This window comes from Actinacidiphila sp. bgisy160, assembly GCF_965342435.1.
Lineage (GTDB): Bacteria > Actinomycetota > Actinomycetes > Streptomycetales > Streptomycetaceae > Actinacidiphila.
Genome location: NZ_CBDRCM010000040.1, coordinates 1 through 21,174, shown reverse-complemented (window position 1 = coordinate 21,174; position 21,174 = coordinate 1). Strand labels below are relative to the sequence as shown.

At 74.2% G+C, this 21,174-nt stretch carries 16 protein-coding genes and 1 pseudogene; 4 read left to right on the top strand and 13 right to left on the bottom strand.

From position 1 onward, the window contains the following. Nucleotides 1-55 precede the first annotated feature (55 nt). On the top strand, nucleotides 56-2,590 hold the full coding sequence (locus ACRWNP_RS26435; RefSeq protein WP_431965535.1) for an SCO5717 family growth-regulating ATPase: 2,535 nt from the start codon (nucleotides 56-58) through the stop codon (nucleotides 2,588-2,590). Nucleotides 2,591-2,667: 77 nt separating this feature from the next. On the opposite strand, the gene ACRWNP_RS26430 is transcribed toward ACRWNP_RS26435, so the two are convergent. From ACRWNP_RS26430 to rimP, 9 genes are all read right to left on the bottom strand, one after another. Then, on the bottom strand, nucleotides 2,668-3,621 hold the full coding sequence (locus tag ACRWNP_RS26430; RefSeq protein ID WP_431965533.1) for a bifunctional riboflavin kinase/FAD synthetase: 954 nt from the start codon (nucleotides 3,619-3,621) through the stop codon (nucleotides 2,668-2,670). Between the two features lie 220 nt (nucleotides 3,622-3,841). Then, nucleotides 3,842-7,498 carry a serine protease gene (locus ACRWNP_RS26425; protein ID WP_431965531.1) on the bottom strand — a complete coding sequence of 1,219 codons (3,657 nt, stop codon included), beginning with the start codon at nucleotides 7,496-7,498 and terminating at the stop codon, nucleotides 3,842-3,844. A 682-nt stretch (nucleotides 7,499-8,180) separates the two neighbouring features. Further along, nucleotides 8,181-9,062, bottom strand: coding sequence for a tRNA pseudouridine(55) synthase TruB (truB, locus tag ACRWNP_RS26420; RefSeq protein WP_431965529.1), 882 nt, complete (start codon nucleotides 9,060-9,062; stop codon nucleotides 8,181-8,183). Beyond that, nucleotides 9,059-9,517 (bottom strand): 30S ribosome-binding factor RbfA, encoded by a 459-nt coding sequence (rbfA, locus tag ACRWNP_RS26415; RefSeq protein WP_431965527.1) that lies wholly within the window; start codon nucleotides 9,515-9,517, stop codon nucleotides 9,059-9,061. Before rbfA ends, truB begins: the two co-directional genes overlap by 4 nt. Before the next feature lie 42 nt (nucleotides 9,518-9,559). Then, a complete protein-coding gene (locus ACRWNP_RS26410) occupies nucleotides 9,560-9,853 on the bottom strand; it encodes a DUF503 domain-containing protein (protein ID WP_431965611.1) in 294 nt (97 codons plus the stop codon). 144 nt (nucleotides 9,854-9,997) lie between these two features. Beyond that, a complete protein-coding gene (infB, locus tag ACRWNP_RS26405) occupies nucleotides 9,998-13,081 on the bottom strand; it encodes a translation initiation factor IF-2 (protein WP_431965525.1) in 3,084 nt (1,027 codons plus the stop codon). A 154-nt stretch (nucleotides 13,082-13,235) separates the two neighbouring features. Next, a complete protein-coding gene (locus ACRWNP_RS26400; protein ID WP_431965523.1) occupies nucleotides 13,236-13,517 on the bottom strand; it encodes a YlxR family protein in 282 nt (93 codons plus the stop codon). 78 nt (nucleotides 13,518-13,595) lie between these two features. Continuing rightward, a complete protein-coding gene (gene nusA, locus ACRWNP_RS26395; protein WP_431965521.1) occupies nucleotides 13,596-14,582 on the bottom strand; it encodes a transcription termination factor NusA in 987 nt (328 codons plus the stop codon). Between the two features lie 2 nt (nucleotides 14,583-14,584). Then, nucleotides 14,585-15,109: a ribosome maturation factor RimP gene (rimP, locus tag ACRWNP_RS26390; RefSeq protein WP_431965519.1), complete on the bottom strand. Its 525-nt coding sequence runs from the start codon at nucleotides 15,107-15,109 to the stop codon at nucleotides 14,585-14,587. Nucleotides 15,110-15,257: 148 nt separating this feature from the next. On the opposite strand from rimP, the gene ACRWNP_RS26385 reads away from it, so the two are divergent. From ACRWNP_RS26385 to ACRWNP_RS26375, 3 genes are read left to right on the top strand one after another with little or no spacing between them, the layout of a single operon-like run. Continuing rightward, nucleotides 15,258-15,818, top strand: coding sequence for a hypothetical protein (locus ACRWNP_RS26385; RefSeq protein WP_431965517.1), 561 nt, complete (start codon nucleotides 15,258-15,260; stop codon nucleotides 15,816-15,818). Between the two features lie 8 nt (nucleotides 15,819-15,826). Further along, nucleotides 15,827-16,273, top strand: coding sequence for a ferritin-like domain-containing protein (locus ACRWNP_RS26380; protein ID WP_431965515.1), 447 nt, complete (start codon nucleotides 15,827-15,829; stop codon nucleotides 16,271-16,273). 23 nt (nucleotides 16,274-16,296) lie between these two features. Further along, nucleotides 16,297-17,232, top strand: coding sequence for an aminoglycoside phosphotransferase family protein (locus ACRWNP_RS26375; protein WP_431965513.1), 936 nt, complete (start codon nucleotides 16,297-16,299; stop codon nucleotides 17,230-17,232). Nucleotides 17,233-17,738: 506 nt separating this feature from the next. On the opposite strand, the gene ACRWNP_RS26370 is transcribed toward ACRWNP_RS26375, so the two are convergent. The 4 genes and pseudogenes from ACRWNP_RS26370 to ACRWNP_RS26355 form a co-directional block, all read right to left on the bottom strand. Then, entirely contained in the window at nucleotides 17,739-19,427 is a 1,689-nt protein-coding gene (locus tag ACRWNP_RS26370) for a proline--tRNA ligase (protein WP_431965511.1), read from the bottom strand. Between the two features lie 70 nt (nucleotides 19,428-19,497). Further along, nucleotides 19,498-20,031: a GNAT family N-acetyltransferase gene (locus ACRWNP_RS26365; RefSeq protein WP_431965509.1), complete on the bottom strand. Its 534-nt coding sequence runs from the start codon at nucleotides 20,029-20,031 to the stop codon at nucleotides 19,498-19,500. Between the two features lie 14 nt (nucleotides 20,032-20,045). Beyond that, a complete protein-coding gene (locus tag ACRWNP_RS26360; RefSeq protein WP_431965507.1) occupies nucleotides 20,046-20,891 on the bottom strand; it encodes a GNAT family N-acetyltransferase in 846 nt (281 codons plus the stop codon). Nucleotides 20,892-21,020: 129 nt separating this feature from the next. Further along, a pseudogene (locus tag ACRWNP_RS26355) lies at nucleotides 21,021-21,174 on the bottom strand (flavodoxin-dependent (E)-4-hydroxy-3-methylbut-2-enyl-diphosphate synthase); the annotation flags it as partial.

The window sequence follows — 21,174 nt, the reverse complement described above, 5'->3', positions numbered from 1 at the left end:
GAATCGCGTCCGCTCCGACGGAAGAGGCGCGTACATCAGTTGACCAGGAGGCACAGTGAGCAGCGATCAGGACGACATCCGCACGGGCGGGGCCGTCCCGGACGGGGAACAGTCCGACGCGGACCTCACGGGCGAGTTCCAGATCGACTACGCGCCGCCGTCCTGGTACACCCAGCAGGCGGGCGGAGGAGCGCCGACGCCCGCTCCCCCGGCCCCGGGTCCCGCGGTGAGCCCGCCGCCGCCCGTCGGGCCCCCGGTGGGTCCGCCCGTGGCACCGCCGGTGGCGGCCGCGTCCGAGGCGACGCCGCAGGAGCCGCAGATCCCCCGTCAGCCGCGGGCCGGGCAACCGCCCGTCCCTGCACCGGCGGAACCGCAGCCCGCTCCGGTGGCCCCCGACCCCGCCCGCGAGGCGGCCGCGGCGGCGGTCTTCGCCGCCCCCGAGCCCGCCAGGGCCGAGGAACCGCAACCGGTGCACCCGCAGCCGGTGGAGCCCCAGCCGGCGCAGTCCCAGTCGGCGGAACCGCCGTCGGCGGATGAGTCCGCGCCGGTCGCAGCCGGCGCCGAGCCCGCCGAAGCGGAGCCCGCGGAGCCGGACGCCCTGCCGCGGCCGCCCGTGCCGCAACCCGGGGAAGCACCCGAGGCGGAGGCCGCGCCCGCCCCCGACGAGCAACAGCCCGGGCCGCAGCCGCCCGTCGCCCCGCCGCCCGCGCCGGCGCCGCAGTCCCAGGTGCCACCGCTGCCGCCGGAGTACCAGCCGGCCACCCCGCAGGAGGCGCCGCGGCAGCACGCTCCGGTGCCGCCCGCGCCGCAGCAGGGGTACGGCTACCCGCAGCCGCCGCACCAGGGCGCGCCGTGGAACGACCCCAACGCGCCGACGCCGCAGCCGCCGTACGGCTACGGCTACCCCCAGCCCGCCCCGCCCCCGCACGGTTACGGCTACCCGCAGCCGGACCAGGGCGCGCCGTGGGGCGACCCCAACGCGCAGCAGCCTCCCCAGCCGCAGCCCCAACCTCCGTACCCGCAGCAGGGATACGGCTACCCGCAGCCCGGGCCCGGTCCGCAGGCCCAGCCCCAGCCGCCCATGCCGCCGTACGCGCAGTCGGCCCCGCAGCAGCCCCCGGCTCCCGCACCCGGCCCCGGGCCGGCCCCGCAGCAGGGGCAGCGGCCGGTGCCGCCTTACGCCGACGGCCCCAATCCCCCGGCGCCGCCGTACGGTTACGGCTACCCGCAGCCCGGCCCGGGCCCGCACGCCCAGCCGCAGCCCCAGCCGCCGGTGCAGCCCCAGCCACAGCAGCAGCCCACCCCGCCCGTGGACCCGCGCACGGCCGCCGGCTGGGGTGGCCCCGGTCCCGGCCAGGAACAGCAGCAGCGGGTGATGCACGGCGCGCCGCTCGGCTACAACGCGGCTGTGGAGCTGTCCTCGGACCGCCTGCTGCGCCAGCAGCCGAAGGCACGCAAGAACAACAACCAGCCGTCGCGCTTCAAGATCGGCGCGAAGAAGGAGGAGCAGGAGCGCCAGCGCAAGCTGGACCTCATCCGCACCCCGGTGCTGTCCTGCTACCGGATCGCGGTGATCAGCCTCAAGGGCGGCGTCGGCAAGACGACGACCACCACCGCCCTGGGCTCCACGCTCGCGTCCGAGCGCCAGGACAAGATCCTCGCCATCGACGCCAACCCGGACGCCGGCACCCTCGGCCGCCGCGTGCGCCGCGAGACGGGGGCGACGATCCGCGACCTGGTCCAGGCGCTCCCGCAGCTCAACAGCTACATGGACATCCGCCGCTTCACCTCGCAGGCGCCCTCCGGTCTGGAGATCATCGCCAACGACGTGGACCCGGCCGTCTCCACCACCTTCAACGACCAGGACTACCGCCGCGCGCTGGCCCTGCTCGGGCAGCAGTACCCGATCATCCTCACCGACTCGGGCACCGGACTGCTCTACAGCGCGATGCGCGGCGTGCTCGACCTGGCCGACCAGCTGATCATCATCTCCACCCCGTCGGTGGACGGTGCCAGCAGCGCCAGCACGACCCTCGACTGGCTCGGCGCGCACGGCTACGCCGACCTGGTGCAGCGCAGCCTCACCGTGATCTCCGGGGTCCGCGAAACCGGAAAGATGATCAAGGTGGACGACATCGTCGCGCACTTCGAGACCCGCTGCCGCGGCGTCGTCGTGGTGCCCTTCGACGAGCACCTCGCCGCGGGTGCCGAGGTCGACCTCGACATGATGCGGCCGAAGACCCGGGAGGCGTACTTCCACCTGGCGTCGCTGGTCGCCGAGGACTTCGTCCGCGCCCAGCAGGCCCAGGGCGTCTACCCGCCCCAGCAGCAGATGCCGCCGCAGCAGGGCGGCTACCCGCCCCAGCAGGGGCAGCAGCCGTACCCGCCGCAGCAGCCGATGCCTCCCCAGCAGGGGTACGGCTACCCGCAGCAGCCCTACGGACAGCCGGCCCCGCCGCCCCCGACCGCGCAGGGCGGCATGCCCCAGGGCTGGACCCAGCAGCCGCCCCCGCCCCCGCATGAGGCGCAGTCCGGGCAGCAGCCCCCGCCGCAGGGGCCCGTCCCGCCGGGCTGGACCCAGCAGCAGTGAGCGCAAGGGCCCGTCCCGCCGTCGTGGCGGGACGGGCCCTTCCCGTCGGTGCGGTCAGCGGCGCACCGGCCGCCGGTTCACTTCGCGCCGTAGGCGTCGACCAGTTCCCGGGCCCGCTTGACGTCGCCGGCCATCCGCTCCAGGAGCGCGTCGATCGTGTCGAACTTCTCCATGCCCCGCAGGTAGGCGAGGAAGTCGACGGCGACGTGCAGCCCGTACAGCTCCAGCCCGACGCGGTCGATGGCGTACGCCTCCACGGTGCGGGCGGTTCCGTCGAAGGTGGGGTTGGTGCCGACGGAGATCGCGGCGGGCATGGCCTCGCCCTCGACGTGCAGCCAGCCGGCGTAGACCCCGTCCGCGGGGATCGCGGTGTGCGGCAGCGTCTCGACGTTCGCCGTGGGGTAGCCGAGGTCGCGGCCGCGCTGCGCGCCGCGGACGACCACGCCCTCGACGCGGTGCGGCCGCCCGAGGATCTCGGCGGCGCCCGCGACGTCGCCCTCGGCGATCAGTCGGCGGGTCATGGTGGAGGAGAACGGCTCGCCGCCGCCCGCCTCGCCCGTCAGGTAGAGGTCGACGACGTCCACCTCGTAGTCGTACTTCAGCCCCATCGCGGCCAGGAACTCCACGTCACCGGCCGCCTTGTGCCCGAAGCGGAAGTTCGGGCCCTCGACGACGGCCCGCGCGCGGAGCGCGTCGACCAGCACGGTACGGATGAAGTCGCCCGGCGAGAGCCGCGAGAACTCGGCCGTGAACGGAAGGATGAGCAGCGCGTCGACGCCCAGCTCCGCCATCAGCTCGGCGCGGCGGTGGTGGGCCGCAAGCAGCGGCGGGTGGCTGCCGGGCCGGACGACCTCGCTGGGGTGCGGGTCGAAGGTGACGACGACGGAGGCGACGCCCAGCTCACGGGCGCGCTCCACGGCCCTGCCGATGATCAGCTGGTGCCCGCGGTGGACGCCGTCGTACGAGCCGATGGTGACGACGCTGCGTCCCCAGTCCTCAGGGACGTCCTCCAAGCCTCGCCAGCGCTGCACAGTGACCGCTCCTCGACCGCCGATGGTTCTTCGATGTGCAGGTCCAAGCCTGCCATGCCGGGGCGCGCCCCGGCGCGGCGCCCCCGTTGACCGCGCCATTGCGGCGCGTCCTCGGCGGCCGGGCCGCCCGCGAGCCGGACCACATCCGGGTGGCACACGACCGTGCCGCCCCAGGCGGCCGTGCTGATCACCAGGGCAGCCCGGGGCCGGTGCGGGCCGGTCACAGACCCACCGCCTCGGCGGGCGCCAGCTGGTCGCACATGCGCCGGGCGCTGGGGCCGATGACCGCGTCCCAGACCCCAGGGCCCGCGCCGTCGGGGCAGTCCGCGGTCAGCCATCCGCGCACTTGCCGGGCGAATCCAGGCGACCCGCTGACCAGCTGCACCAGCCGCCGGTCGAACAGGGCCGCACCCTCGGGCGTACGGCAGAGCATGAGGCCGACCCGGTGCACCAGATCGCGGGTCGTCCGGGCCGGCCGCCCGGCGCACCCGTCGGCGGCCGCGGTGAGGAGGGCGTCCAGCACGGCCGGGTCGCGTTCCTGACCCAGGAGGACGTCCAGCAGCTCCCGGCGCAGCGGTCGGGAGACATGGCTGCCCGGTGCGGCCAGCACGGGCGCCAGCACTCTGCGCACCTGCGGCGGGTGCTCCCGTAGCAGTCCGGTGACCAGCGGGAGCAGGACGGCACGGGCGGCCGGCCCGTGCTCCAGGCGGCGGTCGAGGTAGGCCGCCGCGTGCCCGGCGTCCTCCGGGCGGTGAGCGAGATGGTCCCACACCAGGGCGGCCGCCCGGCGGGCGAGCGCCGGGGTGGACACCTCGGCCAGTTCGCGCAGCACCTCGGCGGCGCCGGGGCCGGGCTCGCGCAGCCGGGAGTGGAACGCGGCGAGCACCTGCTCGGGGTGCGTGGGGAGGGCCGCGGCGAGCGCCGCGGCCGGCAGCAGCGGGTCGCCCGCGGCGAAGCCGTCCAGCGCGGCCCGCAGATGAAGGGAACGGGTCGCCGGGTCCCGCACCAGGAGGCCGAGTGCGGCGCCGTGCAGGGCACGGTCGGCGGGGTGGGCCAGGATGGCCAGGGCCGCGTGGCGCAGCAGCTCGCGGTCGGCGGCGAGCGCGGCGTGCGGGGCGGCCAGCAGGCCGTACGTGGCCGCGGCGGCGTGCCGCTCCGGCCGGTCGTCGTGCGCCCAGCGGTCGACGGCGCGGCACACGGCGGACGGCTCGTCCTCGGCGAGGGCCGCCAGCACCTCCCGGGCACGTGGGTGGTCCGTGGCGGCCAGAACCTCGGTGAGGTCGTCCACGGCCTGCCTCCGGTGCGTGTGGAGCAGGGCCTGCGCCGCCGTGGCGACCGTCGGCCGGGGACCGGAGGGTGCGGACTGCAGCAGCCGTTCGTCGGCGAACCAGTCGCACAGCGCGGGCAGCGACGGCCGCGGCGCCGCCGCCAGCACCTCGCCTGCCGCCGTCAGGAACCGCTCCCGCGGGCCGTCCGCGGCGCGGGGCGGGCCGTCGGCGGGCAGCAGCAGGCGCAGCAGCGCCAGGCGCTCCTCCGGGGACAGCCGCAGCCGCCGCCAGAACCACGGCCCGAACTCCCCCAGCCCCGTGCCCTCGTGGAAGCCACCGGCCTCGATCGAGCGGGCGGTGACGCGTTCCGCCAGCAGCCGCAGCACGTCCCGGTACGGGGTCGCGTCCGGCACCCCGAGCAGGGTCTCCCCCAGCAGATGCGCCGCCCACCACACCGCGTCCGCGCGCCGGGCCGCCGTACGCGCCGCGCCCCCGGCCTCCCCGCGCTGCCGGGGCACACCGTCGAGCGGGACGGTCCCGCCGTCGCGGGGCGCGGGCGAGGCGGCGTCGCGGTCGAGCACCAGGACCAGTTGCCGCAGCCTGCGGGCGAGGGTTTCCGGCCCCGGCCGGCGCGCGGTGAGCAGCAGCGCCTGCACGACGGGGCCGATGCGGTGCCGCGGCACGGGCAGGCAGCGCGGCGCGGAGGGCGGGGCGAGCGGCGGCGCGGGCGGCACCGGCGGCACGGCGGTGTGCCGCGGCAGCGCCCCGGCCCGGGCGGGCAGCCGCACGGGGACCTCGGCGCAGCCGTCCCGGTCGCCGGCCGACCAGCGGTGGACCAGGGCGTACAGTGCCTCGTCCAGGTCGAGCTGGCAGCCCTGAAGCCAGTCGCCGAACTCCTCGTGGGCGAAGCGGTACCCGGCGCCGGCCGGCACCAGGAGCCCCTCCGTGAGCACCGCGGCCGCCCACCCGGGGCGCCACGGGAACAGCTCCTCGAAGGACGCGCGGTCCAGTTCGCCCTGCCCGGGGCCCAGGCAGCGCCGGGCCGCCTCGTGCGCCTGACCGGCGACGCGGGCGGCCAGCCGCCGTACCTCCGTGGCCGGGGCGTGGGCCGCGGCGGCCGCGATGCGGCCCGCGATCCGCAGGCAGACCAGGTCCAGGTGGGCCGAGAAGACCTCGGCCCGGCCGGGCCGTCCCGTGAGGCCACCTCCGGCGGCCCGTACCTCAGACAGCAGCCGCAGCGCCAGCGGATGAACCGCGTCCTGCCCTGCGAGGGCACCCGCGGGCAGCCCGTGCCGCTCCCGGACGAGCCTCGCCGGCTCCTCCGGCAGGGCGCCGAGGCGGAGGCAGGCGGGCAGCGGCCGGGCCCCCGGCGGGGTGCCGGCGTCGTGGAGCAGGCCGGGCGGAAAGAGCGTGCCGGCCTGCTCCCAGTACTCGGGGCGGCACGCCACGATCAGCCGCATCCCCGCCACACGCAGCCAACGCGCCGTCTCCGCGGTCCACTCGGGCAGCGCGTGGGCGAGCAGCGGCGGCATCTCCTCGGGAGCGTCCAGGACGACGAGCAGCGGCCGTCCCACGGCGCGCGCCAGGCGGGCGACGGCATCGGGCGACGCGTCGGCCGGCGCGAGCTCCGGCGCCTTCCCGGCGTGCAGGACGCGTCCCGCGGCGGCCAGTGCCCGCTCCACGGCCTCCCTCAACCCGGCGTCTGCCGCCCGCAGTTCCGCCCCGCGCAGCCACACCGTGGGCGCCGGGTCCGGACCCGCGGCGCGGCGGGCGGCCAGTGCCTCCAGTTCGGTCGTGCGGCCGCTGCCAGGGGCGCCGACCAGGCCGAGCACATGGGCGCGTCCTTCCTCCGTGAAGCGCGCCAGCTCCGCCTCCGTGTCCGGGCGCGCGACGGTCTCGCGCCAGGGCCGCGGCCGGGCCGCGCTGCCTACGGAGGTCGCGCTCAGCAGCAGCGCGCCGGCGATGTTCAGGTGCGGCCCGTACGCGGGCACGGTCGCCGCGTTGCGCGCCAGCACGTCCGCGAGCACCCCGCTTTCCGCGGGCGCCCGCAACGGCACGGCGAATCCACCCGCGCGCCGCCCCGCGTGCAGCGCGGTCACCACGAGGCCGTGCACGGCACCGGTCTCCGCGTCGATCACCGGCTCCCCCGAGGCGACCGCGCGCAGCGGCTCGTCGTCGCCGCGCGAACCTATGAGCTCGTACGCCGTGTCGAGCAGGTGGAAGCGGTCCGTCGCGGTGTACGTCACCGGCGCCGTCCCCGCGATTGTGGCATTCACCCAGGCCGCGCCGCGCAACCGCACGCAGCGGCCGGGCCCGTCGGCCCGCGCGAACCCGGCCACGGGCAGCGGCGGTACGTCCAGCCCCTCCGTCGCCACGAGCGCGAGCCCCAGCTCCGGCAGCGGCGTGATCGCGGGCGCCTCGACGAGGATCGTCTGCTCCCCGTGCGCGTGCAGCACGAGCCGTACGAGGCCGTCCACGGCCTCGTGGCTCGTCACGAGCGTCCCCCGCCCGTCCCGCGCCTCGACCAGAAACCCCGTCCCCCGCGGCCGTCCGGCCAGGTCACGGACGCGCACCAGCGCCCTGTCGACATCGGCGGGCAGTACCGCCATCTGCGTACCTCCCCGCCACAGTGCCCGTTTCGACCGTAGACGTCCGTTGATCGACACAACAGGTCCCATGTCGAAAGCGCCCCCGAGCGCTCCCTCTCTTCACTCCGAGCGCCTGCCCGTTGGAGTGAATTGATCTTGTGGGGTGGATAGGGACGGGAGGAGGGGGATCGTGCGGCGCGGGCCGCGAGGGGGGAGGGCCCGCGCTCCACGGTTCTTGGTTCGGGCCTGCGCGCGTGCGAGGTGGGCCGGGAGCGGGGCCTTTGGGGTGGGCATTCCGGCCACGTGCGGCGCCGTTGTGGTTGTGCACCCGGCTATCACTGGGGGTGCCCCTGCGCATGCGGTGAAACCGCCTGCCCACGCCCCCACCGGCCGTTGGCCGCGGAACCGACGGAGGGGGCGGGGTCGTAGGGGTGGGCGTTCTGGACCCTGACGCATATGTGTTGTGCAGCACAGACGGCACAACCTGAACCGCCCGCCATGCACATAAGTATGCGGTCCAGAATGCCCAGCCCCGGAGGCCCCGTTCCCGGCCCATCCACGCACGCGCGCAGGCCCGCACTGATCGTGCCGGGCAATCGGGCGGGCGGGTGGGCGGGTGGGGAACTCCGCCGCAGGCGCAGACAACCCGCACACGACAACGGACCGCAACCACAACCACTTGGCACGCGAGCGCAGCGCAGCGTCACCCGAGGTTGGCGAGGATCCTGGCCTGGCCCTCCCGCTCTTCGACCAGCGCCAAGAACTCCCCCTCCGGCCCGAACACCGCCGTGGGCACCGCGCCCAGGGACGGCGGCGCGTCCAGCCGCACGCCGTTGCCGAGCAGCCGCGCCTGCCGGGCGTCCACGTCCCACCGGGGGAACGCCGCCGCCGCGGCCTGCGCGATGGGCAGCACCGCGAAGGACTCCGTCAGCTGCTCCAGCGTGCGGGCGAGGCCAGCACCGTAGGGCCCGACGCGGGTGCGCCGCAGCGCGGTGAGGTGGCCGCCTACGCCGAGCCCGGCGCCCAGGTCACGCGCGAGGGCCCGGATGTACGTGCCGGAGGAGCACTCGACCGTGACGTCGACGTCGACCACGTCGCCGCCTTCGAGCGGCACGTGCCGGACGTCCCGCACGACGAACGACGAGACCGTCACCGGTCGCGCCGCCAGCTCGAAGTCCTCGCCTCCGCGCACGCGGGCGTACGACCGGACGCCGCCCACCTTGATCGCGCTCACCTTGGACGGCACCTGCAGGATGTCGCCGGTCAGCGGCGCGATGGCCGCGTCGATCGCCTCGCGGGTGACCCCGTCCGCGGGGACCGCGGCCGTGACCTCGCCCTCCGCGTCGTCCGTGACCGTGCTCCGGCCGAGCCGGATGGTCGCCTCGTACTCCTTGCGGGTGAGCGCGAGGTGCCCGAGCAGCCGGGTGGCCTTCTCGACGCCGATGACGAGGACGCCGGTGGCCATGGGGTCCAGCGTGCCCGCGTGCCCCACGCGCCGCGTCCCGGCCAGTCTGCGCAGCCGGGCCACGACGTCGTGCGAGGTCATACCGCCCGGCTTGTCGACGATGACAAGCCCGTCCTTCATCGGGCGCCGTCCTCCCCCTCGTCGTCGCCCTCGTCCTCGGCCGGCTTGCGGTACGGGTCCGCGTCGCCGGCGTAGGAGGCGTCCGTGGCGGTCTTGCGGACCTCCTCGTCGGCCAGGCGGGCCTTGGCGAGCAGATCCTCGATGGTGCGCGCGTTCTCCGGGATCGCGTCGGCGACGAACGTCAGGGTGGGCGTGAAGCGCACGCCGGTCTGCCGTCCGACCTCCGAGCGGAGGACGCCCTTGGCGCTCTCCAGCGCCGCCGCCGAGGCGGCCCGCTCCTCGTCGTCACCGAAGACCGTGTAGAAGACGGTCGCCTCCCGGAGGTCACCGGTGACCCGGGTGTCCGTGATCGTCACGTAGCCCAGCCGCGGATCCTTGATCCGCCGCTGGAGCGTCTCCGCGACCACGACCCGGATGCGGTCCGCCAGCTTGCGCGCCCGCGCGGTGTCGGTCATGCGTGCTCTTCTCTCTTCTCTTCACGCTTCGGTACGTGAGTGTCAGTCGTCGTCCCCGTGCACCTGCTGCCGCGCCGACAGCAGGTCCACCTCGGGGCGCGAGGCCATCCAGCGCTCGCAGCGTCCGAGGACGTCCTTGATGTGCCCGAGGTCCCCGGACACGACCGCCACGCCGATCTCGGCCCTGCGGTAGAGGTCGTGGTGGTCGACCTCGGCGACGCTCACCGCGAACTTGCGGTGGAGCTCGGCCACGATCGGCCGGATGACGGACCGCTTCTCCTTCAGCGAGCGGACGTCGCCGAGAAGCAGGTCGAAGGACAGCGTCCCTACATACATGGGCATCAGGTCAAGCCGACCTGTGGGGCCTCGTCGTGAACGGTGCGAACACCGTGAACAGCAATCACCACAGTAAAGGCAACGGCCGGGGCCGATCGACGGAATTTACCCTCCGCCAACCGGCCCCGGTCATGTGTCCCTCGATCAGACGCGAGGCTTCTCGCGCAGCTCGTAGGTCGCGATGACGTCGTCGATCTTGATGTCGTTGTAGTTGCCGAGGTTGATACCGCCCTCGAAACCTTCACGAATCTCGGTGACGTCGTCCTTGAAGCGCCGCAGACCCTCGATGTTGAGGTTCTCGGCGACGACCTTGCCGTCGCGCAGCAGGCGCGCCTTGGCGTTGCGCCTGACCTCGCCGGAGCGGATGAGCACACCGGCGATGTTGCCGAGCTTGGAGGAGCGGAAGACCTCGCGGATCTCGGCGGTGCCGAGCTCCACCTCCTCGTACTCGGGCTTGAGCATGCCCTTGAGCGCCGCCTCGATCTCGTCGATGACCTGGTAGATCACCGAGTAGTAGCGGACGTCGACACCCTCGCGCTCGGCCAGCGACGTGGCGCGGCCCTCGGCCCGCACGTTGAAGCCGATGATGATGGCGTCGGAGCCCGCCGCCAGGGTGACGTCGGTCTCGGTGACCGCACCGACACCCCGGTGGAGGATGCGCAGGTCCACGTCCTCGCCCACGTCGAGCTGGAGCAGCGAGGACTCCAGGGCCTCGACCGAACCGGATGCGTCGCCCTTGATGATGAGGTTGAGCTGCTGGACCTCGCCGGCCTTGAGCACCTTGTCCAGGTCCTCCAGGCTGACCCGGCGACGGGACTTGGCGAAGGCCGCGTTGCGCTCGCGGGCGGCACGCTTCTCGGCGATCTGACGGGCCGTACGGTCCTCGTCGACCACCAGGAAGTTGTCGCCGGCACCCGGCACGTTCGTCAGACCGAGCACCAGGACCGGGGTCGAGGGGCCGGCCTCGTCGACGGTGTTGCCGTTGTCGTCGAGCATGGCGCGGACACGGCCGTAGGCGTCGCCGACGACCATGGTGTCGCCGACCCGCAGGGTGCCGCGCTGGACCAGGACGGTCGCCACGGCGCCGCGACCGCGGTCGAGGTGGGCCTCGATCGCGATGCCCTGTGCGTCCTGCTCGGGGTTGGCCCGCAGGTCCAGGGCGGCGTCCGCGGTGAGGACCACGGCCTCCAGCAGGCTGTCGATGTGCAGGCCCTGCTTGGCGGAGATGTCGACGAACATGGTGTCGCCGCCGTACTCCTCGGCCACCAGGCCGTACTCGGTCAGCTGACCGCGCACCTTCGTCGGGTCCGCGCCCTCGACGTCGATCTTGTTGACCGCGACCACGATCGGCACGTCGGCCGCCTTGGCGTGGTTCAGGGCCTCGACCGTCTGGGGCATGACGCCGTCGTTCGCCGCCACCACGAGGATCGCGATGTCGGTGGACTTGGCACCACGGGCACGCATGGCGGTGAACGCCTCGTGACCGGGGGTGTCGATGAAGGTGATCGCCCGGTGCTCGCCGTTGACCTCGGTGGCCACCTGGTAGGCACCGATGTGCTGGGTGATGCCGCCGGCCTCGCCCGCGACCACGTTGGTCTTGCGGATCGCGTCGAGCAGGCGGGTCTTTCCGTGGTCGACGTGACCCATGACGGTCACGACCGGCGGACGCGCGACGAGCGCTTCCTCGCCGCCCTCGTTCTCGCCGAACTCGATGTCGAAGGACTCGAGCAGCTCGCGGTCCTCCTCCTCCGGGCTGACGATCTGGAGGGTGTAGTTCATCTCGTCGGCGAGCAGCTGCAGCGTGTCGTCGGAGACGGACTGGGTCGCGGTGACCATCTCGCCGAGGTTCAGCATCACCTGGACGAGCGACGCCGGGTTGGCGCCGATCTTCTCGGCGAAGTCGGTCAGCGAGGCACCACGGGACAGGCGCACGGTGTCGCCGTTGCCGCGGGGCAGCAGCACGCCGCCCACGGACGGGGCCTGCATGGCCTCGTACTCCTGGCGCTTCGCCCGCTTCGACTTGCGGCCACGGGCCGGACGACCACCGGGGCCACGGCCGAATGCGCCCTGCGTGCCACCGCGGCCACCCGGACCACCGGGACGACCACCGAAGCCGCCACCACCGGGGCGGCCGGCGAAGCCGCCGCCACCACCACCGGGGGCACCACCCGGACGCGGACCGCCGAAGCCGCCGCCACCACCGGGACGACCGCCGCCACCACCGGGGCGACCGGCGAAGCCGCCGCCACCACCGGGACGACCGGCACCGCCACCCGGGCGCGGGCCCGGACGCGGACCGGCACCGGGACGGCCGGGGCCGCCGCCGGCAGCGGGACGCTGCGGCATCATGCCGGGGTTCGGACGCGGGCCGCCGCCCTGCGGACGGGGCATGCCGCCCGGGGTCGGACGCGGACCGCCGGAGGCGGCACCGCCACCGGGACGCGGAGCGCCACCCGGACGAGGACCGGCGGCACCCGGGGCGCCACCGGGACGCGGGCCGGGCTGGCCGGGGGCACCACCGTGGCCGCCGCCGGGACGCGGAGCCTGCGGGCGCGGCATGCCGGTGGAGCCGGAGGTGAAGGGGTTGTTGCCCGGACGGGGACCGGCCGGACGCGGGGCACCCGGACGCTGGCCCTGGCCACCGGGACGCGAGGCACCGGGGCCACCCTGGCCACGGCCGCCGTCACGCTGACCGGGACCGGAGGGACGGGTGCCGGGACGCGGGCCGGGGGAACCGGGACGCGCGGCGGCGGGGCGCTCGGCCTGGGCCGGACGCTCCTGAGCGGGCCGCTCCGGGGCCGGCGGGGCGGAGAACTCCGCCTGCGGCACCGGGGTGACCGGGGCGGGCTTGGCCGGGGCCGGCTTGGGACCCGGAGTCGGGCGCGGGCCCGGGGTCGGCGCGCCACCGGCGGGCTTGGGAGTGGGGGCGGGTCCCGCGGCCGGCTTCGGGGCCGGAGCAGCGGGACGGGCCGGCGCACCCGGAGTGGGCGTGGCCGGCTTTGCGGGCGCGGCCTTGCGCGGCGCCGCGGGCCTGGCAGCCGAGGGCTTCGAGGAGGCGGAGCCACCACCGGAACCCTGCAGTGCGTCAGTCAGCTTGCGAACAACCGGCGCCTCGATCGTCGAGGACGCCGAACGGACGAATTCGCCAAGTTCTTGGAGCTTGGCCATGACGACCTTGCTCTCAACTCCGAACTCCTTGGCGAGTTCGTATACCCGGACCTTAGCCACTTCGCTCCTTCATGAGGTCCGGGGTGGTCGTCCGCCGGACCGTCGCTACTTCATGGGCGTACTCATCGCGTGCTCATCGAGTGCTCATCGCAATCTCGACCTACTTCCAACTCGCGGGGTACTGACCGCACGGTCGCCCGAGCGGTCTTCCTGCCTACTCACGGTGTGCCGGCTCGACGTACCCACGGAGGTCCGCGGTGTCCAGCGGTCCCGGGGCCCGGAAGGCCCGTGGGAACGCCCGGCGGCGGACCGCCAGGTCGAGACAGACGGTGTCGGGGTGCACGTACGCACCCCGACCGGGCAGCGTACCGCGAAGATCGGGAACACAGCACTCCCCGACCATCGCCACACGCAGCAGATCGCGCTTGGCCGCTCGCTCCCTGCACCCGATGCACGTGCGCTCCGGGCGTGCTGAGACATGCGTCCGGCCAGACATCCTTAGTCTACCTCCCCGCGCCGACCTCACCCCTCCGGGTTATTCGACGCACGGTTGTTCCCTGGTTACCCGCCGGTGCTACCGCTCGACCTGCTCGGTGTCGGGCCGGATGTCGATCCGCCAGCCCGTGAGCCGTGCGGCCAGGCGGGCGTTCTGCCCTTCCTTGCCGATCGCCAGCGACAACTGGTAGTCCGGCACGGTCACCCGCGCGGAGCGGGCGGCCATGTCGACGATCTCCACCTTGCTCACCCGAGCGGGTGACAGGGCGTTGGCGACCATCTCCGCCGGGTCGTCCGACCAGTCGACGATGTCGATCTTCTCGCCGTTCAGTTCGGCCATCACCGCGCGCACCCGGGCGCCCATCGGGCCGATGCAGGCGCCCTTGGCGTTGAGCCCGGAGCGACCGGAACGGACGGCGATCTTCGTGCGGTGGCCGGCCTCGCGGGCGATCGCGGAGATCTCGACGGAACCGTCCGCGATCTCCGGGACCTCCAGCGCGAAGAGCTTCTTCACCAGGTTGGGGTGGGTGCGCGAGAGCGTCACGGACGGACCGCGCACCCCCTTGGCCACCCGGACGACGTACGAGCGAAGGCGCGTGCCGTGCTTGTAGTCCTCGCCCGGCACCTGCTCCTGCACGGGCAGGATCGCCTCGAGCTTGCCGATGTCCACCAGCACGTTCTTGGGGTCCTTGCCCTGCTGGACCACACCCGTGACGATGTCACCCTCACGGCCGGCGTACTCACCGAAGGTGATCTCCTCCTCCGCGTCCCGCAGCCGCTGCAGGATGACCTGCTTGGCCGTGGTCGCGGCGATCCGGCCGAAGCCGCTCGGCGTGTCGTCGAACTCCCGGGGCTCGGAGCCCTCGGGGGTCTCCGACGGGTCCTCCTTGGCCCACACGGTGACGTGGCCGTTGGTGCGGTCCAGTTGCACGCGCGCGTTGCGGCGGCTGCCCGGTTCGCGGTGGTACGCGATGAGGAGCGCCGACTCGATCGCCTCGACCAGCAGGTCGAAGGAGATCTCCTTCTCCCGTACCAGACCCCGCAGGGCACTCATGTCGATGTCCACGGCTACGCCTCCTCAGTGCTCTCGTCGCCGTCAGTATCGGCACCGGCCGGGTCCTTGCGACTGAATTCGATCTCCACCCGCGCCTTGGCGATCTCGCCGAAGGCGACACGGGCGGGTTTGGGCTTGCGTCCCTTGACACCCGGGACCTCCAGGTCGAGCCCTTCCTCGTCGACCGCGAGGATCCGCGCGACGAGCTGCTCACCGGCGGCCGTCGTCAGCTTGACCAGCCGGCCCTCGTTGCGCCGGAAGTGGCGCGGCTCGGTGAGCGGGCGGTCCACGCCCGGCGAGGAGACCTCCAGCAGATACGGCGACCCACCCATGGCGTCGGCGTCGTCGAGGACCTGCGAGATCTCCCGGCTCAGCTCCGCGAGCGCGTCCAGCGGAGCGCCCTCGTCGGAGTCCACGATCACCTGGAGCTGCCGCCGGCTGCCGGCGGCGGTCACCTTGACCTCTTCCAGTTCCAGCCCCGTCTTCGCGACAAGCGGCTCAAGCAGCCCGCGCAGCCTCTCGCTCTGGGTGGTGCTCATCCGGGTGACTCCTCGGCCGCGTGTGCTGTTGTGGTGGAAGGTCGTGTGTCGGGCCAAAGCCTATCGGTTCGGGCCCCGGAACGACGATTCGGCACAGCGGAGGGCGCCGTCACGGCCCCCGGGCGCCGCGCGGGTACCCTCACGTGAGGTGATCACGGGAAGGGGCACTGTGCCGCTCAGCAACATTCCCCGCCGGCGCGCGGTCCGCGCCGCCCTCGTCCTGCCGGCCGCGGCCGGACTGCTCGGCGGTTGCTCCAGCGAGACACCGCCCGAGGGGACTTCCGCGAAGGGCTCGCCGTCCGCCGACGCGAACGTGACGCTGCGCAGGCGGGCCGTGCGGGACAGCGCGGCGCTGCTCGCGCGCTACGACGCCACCATCGCGGCGCATCCGGACCTGGCGAAGCGACTGCGGCCGCTGCGGGCCGAAGTGGCCCGCCACGTCGAGGCGTTCGGCACGTCCGGGCGGGCCGCGTCCCCGTCCGCCGCGCCTTCGTCGTCGTCCTCGCCGTCGTCCACCCCGTCGCCGACTTCCTCGCCGTCCGTCCCCGCGCGGGCCGGGGACGCGCTGTCCGCGCTGTCGGCGGCCGAACGCACCCTCGCCGACGCCCGGGCCGCCGTGCTCCTGGGCGCGCCGCCCGAACTCGCCCGCCTGCTCGCCTCGGTGGCCGCCTGCGGCGCCGGGCACGTCCTGCTGCTCAAGGAGCACTGACCCGACTCATGGCACAGCAAGCGCTGCTCAAGGCCGTCCAGGCCGCACTCTCCGCCGAGCACGCCGCCGTGTACGGCTACGGCATCGTCGGCGCCCGCGTCGGCGGCGAACGGGGCGAGCAGGCCCAGCAGGCGTACGACGCGCACCGCGCCCGCCGCGACTCGCTGCGCCGCACCGTCGGCGACCTCGGCGCCGAACCCGTGGCCGCCGAGCCCGCGTACGCCCTGCCGTTCGACGTACCGGACGGCGCGGCGGCCGTGCGCCTCGCCGCGGAGATCGAGGACCGGGTCGCCGGCGTCTACGCGGACCTCGTGCGCGCCGCCGACGCCGACCTGCGCCGCGAGGCCGCCGACGCGCTGCGCGAGGCGGCGGTCCGCGCCGTGCGCTGGCGCGGGGGCAGCGTAGCCTTCCCGGGGCTGGCCGAACGCGCGCGGACGGCCGCGGAGAACGTTTAGCACCAGGAGGGACGTACCCACGCATGGCCTCGGCACCACAGCCCCAGCACCTGGAACCGCCCGAGCGGCTGGTCCGCACGGTCAGCGCCTGGCAGGGCGAGGCGGGCCGCGCCTGGCTCGCCGGCCTCCCCGAGCGCGTCGCGGACCATCTCACGCGCTGGGAGCTGCGGCCGGAGCGGGTTCTCTCCCCCGGCGGCCAGATCAGCATGGTCGTCCTGGTACGGCAGGCCGACGGCACCCCCGCGACCCTCAAGGTCGGCCTCGTCACGGACGAGACCCGGCACGAGCACGCCGCCCTCGCCCGCTGGGACGGCCGCGGCGCGGTCCGCCTGCTGCAGGCCGACCCCGAAGCGGGGGCGCTCCTGCTGGAGCGCCTGCACAGCGACGTGTCGCTGCGCTCACTGCCCGAGCAGAAGGCGATGCTCGAGGCCTGCGCCACCCTGCGGCGGCTCTGGATCCCCCCGGGCGAGGGGCACCCGTTCGTGCCGGTCGCCGAGCGCACGGCGCGCCTGGCGGCGCTGCTGCGGGAGCGGCGCGAGCAGCCGTACGTGCCCGAGGAGGCCCGGGCCCTGGTCGACGAGGCCCTCGCGGTCCGCGACGAACTGTGCGCGGCCGCCCCGGGCGAGGCCGTACTGCTGCACGGCGACTACCACCACGGGAACGTGCTCGCCGCGGACCGCGTGCCGTGGCTGGCCATCGACCCCAAGCCGGTCGCGGGCGACCCCGCGTACGACCTGGCGTGGCTCGTCCGCGACCGCCTGGAGACGCTGGTCGCGACGCCGGGGTCGCAGTCCGCGGCCCGCCGGAGGGTCGCCAAACTCTCCGACTCCCTCGAGGTCGACCGGGACCGCGTCCGGGCCTGGTCCCTGTTCCGCGCCGTGGAGGCGGGCGTGTGGGCCTTCTCCGTGGGCGACCGTCAGGGCGGGGAGTTGCTGCTGGAGTTCGCGGCCTGGCTTTGACTCTACATTTTACCTCGCAGGTCACTCGACCTGCTGATCTGCGGTTCCTCTCGGGACAGTGGGGGCGGCCGTTCTCCGCCCTTCGAGAGGTCGGGTCACGGAGCACGGGAGAACGGCCGCTGCCCAGGAGTCTCCCCGCCGAGACGCCGCCCGCAGGTACTGCGTTGGACGTGTTGTCCCGCTTTCGGGTCGACTTCTACGACTGCTTGTACAGCCAAGCCGATGCGCTCTTCGAGCTCGCCGACGCGGTGCTGTGTGCAGACGGGCCGGTGAAGACCTGGTCGAGCTGTCGCCGGTGGTCGGGCATCGACGGGGGCACGGCGCCTTGTAGGCCGCGTCGGACCGGGGCCGGCCGGAGCCGGTGCGGTTGCGGCGTACGCTCCGCTGCCGCAGGCGGCCGCCGGGCGGATCGTGCCGGCACGGGCGGGGGAGAAAACCGCAACCCCGACCACAACGGCGCCGCGCACCACCACAACCGGGCAGCCCGGCGCAGCGGCCCGCAGCCGCTACGCCGAGAGGCGGGAAACCGCCTCCGCGACCGGCAACTCCTCCCGCTCCCCGCTCCGGCGGTCCTTGACCTCGACGACCCCGTCCGCCGCCCCTCGCCCCACGACGAGAATCGTCGGCACCCCGAGCAGCTCCGCGTCGGTGAACTTCACGCCCGGCGAGACGCCCGCGCGGTCGTCGACGATGACCCTGACCCCGGCCGCGTGCAGCTTCTCCGCCACCTCGAGGGCCAGCTCCGTCTGCAGCGCCTTGCCCGCCGCCACGACATGGACGTCCGCCGGGGCGACCTCGCGCGGCCAGCACAGGCCCTGCCCGTCGGCGGTCTGCTCGGCGAGCGCGGCGACCGCGCGGGAGACGCCGATGCCGTAGGAGCCCATGGTGACCCGGACCGGCTTGCCGTTCTGGCCGAGGACGTCGAGCTCGAAGGCGTCGGCGTACTTGCGGCCCAGCTGGAAGATGTGGCCGATCTCGATGGCCCGGTCCAGCCTGAGGCCGGCGCCGCAGCGCGGGCAGGGGTCGCCGGGCTCGACGGTGACGACGTCGAGGTACTGGTCGACCTCGAAGTCGCGGCCGCAGACGACGTTGCGGGCGTGCGTGTCGGGCTTGTTGGCGCCGGTGACCCAGGCCGTGCCGGGGGCGACGCGCGGGTCGGCGAGGTAGCGGACGCCGGTGAGGCCCTGCGGGCCGACGTAGCCGCGGACGAGGTCGGGGCGGCCGGTGAAGTCCTCCGCGGTGACGAGCTCGACCTCGGCCGGGGCGAGGTGCTCGCCGAGCTTGCCGAGGTCGACCTCGCGGTCGCCGGGGACGCCGACGGCGACGATCTCGCCGTCGACCTTGACCAGCAGGTTCTTCAGGGTGGCCGAGGCCGGCACACCGAGGTGCGCCGCGAGGGTCTCGATGGTGGGGGTGCCGGGGGTGTCGACCTCCTCCAGCGGCGGGTGCGCGGCGCCGTCGACAGGGGGCACCACCGTGGTGACGGCCTCGGTGTTGGCCGCGTAGTCGCAGGCGGGGCAGTCCACGAAGGTGTCCTCGCCGGCCGCGGCGGGGGCGAGGAACTCCTCGGAGGCCGAGCCGCCCATCGCGCCGGAGACGGCGGAGACGACGCGGAAGTCGAAGCCGAGCCGCGAGAAGATCTTGATGTAGGCCTCGCGGTGCAGCCGGTAGGCCTCGGCGAGGCCCTCGTCGGTGGTGTCGAAGGAGTAGGAGTCCTTCATCTGGAACTCGCGGCCGCGCAGCACGCCGGACCGGGGCCGGGCCTCGTCGCGGTACTTGGTCTGGATCTGGTAGAGGATCACCGGCAGGTCCTTGTAGGACGTGCACTGGTCCTTCACCACCTGGGTGAAGATCTCCTCGTGCGTGGGCCCGAGCACGTAGTGCGCGCCCTTGCGGTCGCGGAGCTGGAAGAGCAGGTCGCCGTACTCCTCGGCGCGCCCGGTGGCCTCGTAGTTCTCCCGCGGGAGGAGCGCGGGCAGCAGGACCTCCTGGCCGCCGATGGCGTCCATCTCCTCGCGGACGACACGTGCGACGTTCTCCAGCACCCGCTTGCCGAGCGGCAGCCAGGTCCACACCCCCGCCGATGAGCGGCGGACGTATCCGGCCCGGACCAGGAGCTTGTGGCTCGCGGTCTCGGCGTCGGCCGGGTCGTCGCGCAGCGTCTTGAGCATCAGCCGGGACATGCGCAGGACCATGGGGGCTCTCCAGGGGGTTTCGTACCGTTCCGCCGAGGATATCGAGCCGCGGGGCGCCGCCGGAAACGCGTTATCGCGCGAGTGGGAGGTGGGCGCCCATGACCGCGTAGGGGCTGGCCGCGCTGGGGAAGTGCACGGGCCGGGCCAGGTCGATGTAGCCGAGGGCGCGGTAGAGCCGCCGGGCCCGGCTCTCGGTGTCGATGGCGGAGAGGATGCTGCGGGGCTCGTCGGCGCTGTCGGTGATGGTGGTGATGAGGGCGCGGCCGAGGCCGCGGCCCTGGAAGTCGGGGTGGACGTGCAGTTCGGTGATGGTGAAGGAGTCGTCGAGCCACGCCTCGGTGCCGGCGCGCCGCAGGTAGGGCTCGACGACCGTGGACCACCAGTGGGTGCGGCTGTTGGGCATGCCGTACACGAAACCGGTGAGCCGTCCGCCGGGGGTGAGCGCGCCGAGCGCGCGGACGCCGGGGAAGCAGAGGTGCCGCAGCACGATCTGGCGCCGGATGGCGACCTCCTCCGCGCCCAGCCCGAAGGCGACCGCCTGGACGGCCAGTGCCTCGTCCACCCGTGCCGCCAGGTCGATCGGCTCGACCGCCACGTCCTCCATGGGCGGCGACACTACTAGAACAGGACGCTCATGAAGGCGCCGACCTCGGTGAAGCCGACGCGGCGGTAGGCCGCGCGGGCGGGCGCGTTGAAGTCGTTGACGTAGAGGCTGGCCACGGGGGCCACGTCGCGCAGCGCGTAGTGCAGGACGGCGGCCATGCCGGTCTCGGACAGGCGGCGGCCGCGGTGCTCGGGGGCGACCCAGACGCCCTGGATCTGGCAGGCGTGCCGGGTAACGGCGCCGATTTCCGCCTTGAAGACGACCTTGCCGTCCTCGATGCGGGCGAACGCCCGGCCGGAGCCGACGAGTTCGGCGACGCGGGCCTGGTAGATCAGACCGCCGTCGCCGGCGAGCGGGGAGACGCCGACCTCCTCGGTGAACATGGCGACGCAGGCCGGCATGATCACGTCCATCTCGTCGCGCCGGACCCGCCGCACGTACGGGTCGGGCTCGACCCGTGTGGGCAGCGAGCGGGTGACCATCAGCGGCTGGTGGGCGCGGACCTCGCGGGCCGGTCCCCAACTGGGTTCGAGCAGCGACCACAGCGCCGCGGTGGCGTCGGCGGGTCCGACGATGGAGGAGCAGCGCCGCCCGGCGCGCAGCGCCCGCTCGGCGAAGGCGCGCACGGCCTCGGGGCCGGCGCAGATCGGGACGAGGTTGGCGCCCGCGTAGCACAGCGCCTCGAGACGGCCCCCGGAGTACCAGCCCCACATCTCGCCGCCGAGGCGCCAGGGGTCGAGTCCGGCGACGGCGACCCTGGACGCGACGAACGCGTTGGCCACCGGATCGCGGTCGAGCACCGCGAAGGCGGCGTCGAGTTCGCCGGGCTCCATGACCTTGGTCGTCGTGGTCGTCAACACGTGGGGCGCCTCACCGTACGGGCCGCAGCGGTCGGGGGAAGTCCCCGAACCTTACCTCGGGAACGCGTGTTCCGCCCGTGCCCGCCCGTATCCCGGACCGGGGGTCCGGGACGCGGAGGGGATGATGGGTCAGCTGACGGAGACGGAGGGCTCGCCGGAGGTGACGCCGTCGGCCTCCATCTGCTCGGCGAGCTTCATGGCCTCCTCGATGAGGGTCTCCACGATCTTCGACTCCGGCACGGTCTTGATGACCTCGCCCTTGACGAAGATCTGCCCCTTGCCG